At 71.4% G+C, this 3,068-nt stretch carries 2 protein-coding genes and 2 pseudogenes; 2 read left to right on the plus strand and 2 right to left on the minus strand.

Annotated elements, in window-relative coordinates; genetic code table 11:
* On the plus strand, positions 1-450 hold a 450-nt coding region (locus AC27KI_RS21815), incomplete at its 5' end, for a methyl-accepting chemotaxis protein (RefSeq protein ID WP_487115793.1).
* Between the two features lie 70 nt (positions 451-520).
* Positions 521-1,753, plus strand: coding sequence for a DNA polymerase Y family protein (locus AC27KI_RS21820; protein ID WP_284429008.1), 1,233 nt, complete (start codon positions 521-523; stop codon positions 1,751-1,753).
* 264 nt (positions 1,754-2,017) lie between these two features.
* Here AC27KI_RS21820 and AC27KI_RS21825 read toward each other — a convergent pair.
* Together AC27KI_RS21825 and AC27KI_RS21830 are read right to left on the minus strand one after the other, a co-directional pair.
* Positions 2,018-2,260, minus strand: a pseudogene (locus AC27KI_RS21825) (DUF2809 domain-containing protein); the annotation flags it as partial.
* Positions 2,261-2,421: 161 nt separating this feature from the next.
* Positions 2,422-3,068 (minus strand): annotated as a pseudogene (locus AC27KI_RS21830) (LysR family transcriptional regulator substrate-binding protein); the annotation flags it as partial.

Genomic DNA, 3,068 nt, shown 5'->3' on the forward strand with positions numbered 1-3,068 from the left:
AACGCGGCCGTGGAAGCGGCCCGCGCCGGCGAGCAGGGCCGGGGCTTCGCCGTGGTGGCCAGCGAAGTGCGCAGCCTGGCCGGACGCTCGGCCGACGCCGCCAAGGAGATCAAGGCCCTCATCACCGACAGCGTGGAGCGCGTCGAGCGCGGCACGGCGCTGGTGGACGAAGCCGGCACCACGATGAGCGAGATCGTGTCGTCGATCCAGCGCGTGAGCGACATCGTGAGCGAGATCAGCGCCGCCACCGCCGAGCAGAGTTCGGGCGTGTCCCAGGTCGGCGAGGCCGTGAGCCAGATGGACCAGGTCACGCAGCAGAATGCAGCGCTGGTGGAAGAAAGCGCCGCCGCGGCCGAAAGCCTCAAGGCGCAGGCGCAGCAACTGGTGGACACGGTGGCCGTGTTCCGCCTGGCCGGCCACGGCCAGCCGGGCGCGCTGCGCGTGCGCTGATCGCCCATCGCGCAGGTGCTCGCGGGGGCATCCCGCCGGGCCTGCGCAGCTGGTGGGGAGCGCGTGGACAATGGCGGACGTGACCGCCCCCGAAGAGCCCGCCGCACCCCTGCCACGCCGCATCGCCCACCTGGACATGGACGCGTTCTATGCCTCGGTGGAGTTGCTGCGCTACCCGCAGCTCAAAGGGTTGCCCGCCGTCATCGGTGGTGGCCGGCGGGCGCAGGACGAGGCCCTGGTGGCCGAGTATGCCGGCCGCGAGTCGGAGATTCCCGTCGCGGCCTTCCCGCGGCTCAAGGACTACGTGGGGCGGGGCGTCATCACCACCGCCACCTACCCCGCGCGGCAGTTCGGCGTGGGCTCGGCCATGGGGCTCATGAAGGCCGCGCGCCTGTGTCCCCAGGCCATCCTGCTGCCGGTGGACTTTCCCTCGTACCGGCGCTTTTCGCGGATGTTCAAGGAAGTGATCGTGTCCATCGCGCCCGTCATGGAAGACCGCGGCGTGGACGAGGTGTACATCGACTTCACGCACGTGCCGGGCGGCCAGCGCGACGGCGGCCGGTCGCTCGCGCGGCTCATCCAGAAAAGCATCCTCGACGCCACGGGCCTCACCTGCTCAATCGGCGTTGCGCCCAACAAGCTCATCGCCAAGATGGCCAGCGAGTTCAACAAGCCCAACGGGATTTCCATCGTGCACGAGGGCGATCTGGAAAAAGCCATATGGCCGCTGGCGTGCCGCAAGATCAACGGCATCGGCCCCAAGGCCGACGCCAAGCTGCAGTCCCATGGCATCCACACGGTGGGCGAACTGGCCGCGCGCCCGCGCGACTGGCTGGTGCGCCACTTCGGCAAGGCCAGCGGTGCCTGGCTGCACGAGGCCGCCTGGGGCCGCGACGACCGCCCCGTGGTCACCGAAAGCGAGCCCGTTTCCATGAGCCGCGAAACCACCTTCGACCGCGACCTGCACGCCGTGCGCGACCGCGCCGAGCTGGGCCGCATCTTCACCGACCTGTGCGAACGCGTGGCCGGCGACCTGCAGCGCAAGGGCTACGTGGGCAAGACCATCGGCATCAAGCTGCGCTATGACGACTTCAAGATCGCCACGCGCGACCTCACCATCGACCACCCCACGCAGGACGCGGCCACCATTCGCCGGGCGGCCGGGCAGTGCCTCAAGCGCGTGCCGCTGGACAAGCGGCTGCGGCTGCTGGGCGTGCGCGTGGGCAACCTGCTGACCGAGCAGGCCGCGCGCGAGGCGCCGGTGGCCCGCCAGGGGCCGATGACGCCGGGGCTGTTCGACTGAATGAGCCAGGCTTGCGGGGCATCCGGACGGGCAGGGACCTTTGCGCAGGGCCTCCCGGCCGCTCAATCGGGGCGTGCCGCCTGGCTTCCAGTCCTTCGGCGCAGCCAGGCCTGGTAAAGCCCGTCGAGCCCCAGGCCGACCGCCACGCCCACGGCATAGGCCACCAGATCCATCGCGTTGAACCGCGACCCCAGTACCAGGTGCCGGCGTGGTGCTGCGGATCGCGTTGATCCACGGCGCCTGGTACCGCTGCGAGAACTCCACCGCGAACGAAGTCGCCAGCGCCAGCAGGGCCAGCCGGCCCGGGGCCATGCGCGGCCAGAGGCAGGCCCAGCCGAACATCACCATCAGCGCCCACAGCGCATCGCCGGGGTACTTGCCCAGCGCTTCGGGAAACAGCACGCCGGGCCACCGGCGCGAGGCCAGTCCCAGGGCGATGCAAAGGGCGATGCCTGCCACCAGCACGGCGCGATGGCGTGGGGTGGGCGATGTGAGCGAATGGTCCATGAAAAGGCTGGAAAAGCAGGGGGCAGGAAAGCGGGTGGAGGAGGGCTGCTCGAGAGGCGGCGGTGCGCAGTATCCACCGGCCACGCCGTGCTGGCGCCCGGCAGCTGTCCGGTGTTTCGCCCCGTTGCCATCGCCGCCCGGCGAACGGCAGTCGGTGCGGCTCACGCCGCCGGGTCCTTCTCCGGCAGCAACGCCTCCAGCACGAAACGCGTCGGCCCGCTGGCGCCCCGGTCGCTCACCGCGAGGCCGAGCTGTCGCCACAGCGCCGGGCGGAGCGGGCGGATGGCGATGCGCGGGTCGCGCGTGGCCTCGTACGACTCCTGCGGCAGCAGCGCCGCTCCGTAGCCGGCGGCGACCAGCGTGCGAATCGCGTCGTTGTAGTTGAGCTCGATCCGGGGCCGGCAATGGACGCCTGCTGCCGAGAACCATTCCGCGGTCTGCCGGTACAGGCGGGTGGAGGCGTCGTTCATGATGAGTGGCCGCTCCGCCAGCCATTGCGCAGTCAGCCGCTGCGGCGCCTTCCAGGCCGATGGCAGGAAGGCGACCACCGCCTCGCGCCGCAGGGGGCGTGACCTGCACGCCGCGCACGGCCGGCTGCGGCAGCGCCACCACCGCCAGGTCCAGGCTGCCGGCCGCGAGCCGGGCCATGCTTTCGTTGGAGGTCAGCACCTGCACGTTCACATCGACCCCGGGGTGTTGCCGCGCCAGGCGCTCGAGCGCGGGCGGCAGCAGGTGCGCGATGGCACCGGTCGAGGCCCCCACGCGCACCCGGCCCGTCTGGCCGGCGAGCTGGCGTCGAACGTCCTCG

The sequence above is a fragment of the Acidovorax sp. KPB24-03 genome (assembly GCF_057546605.1).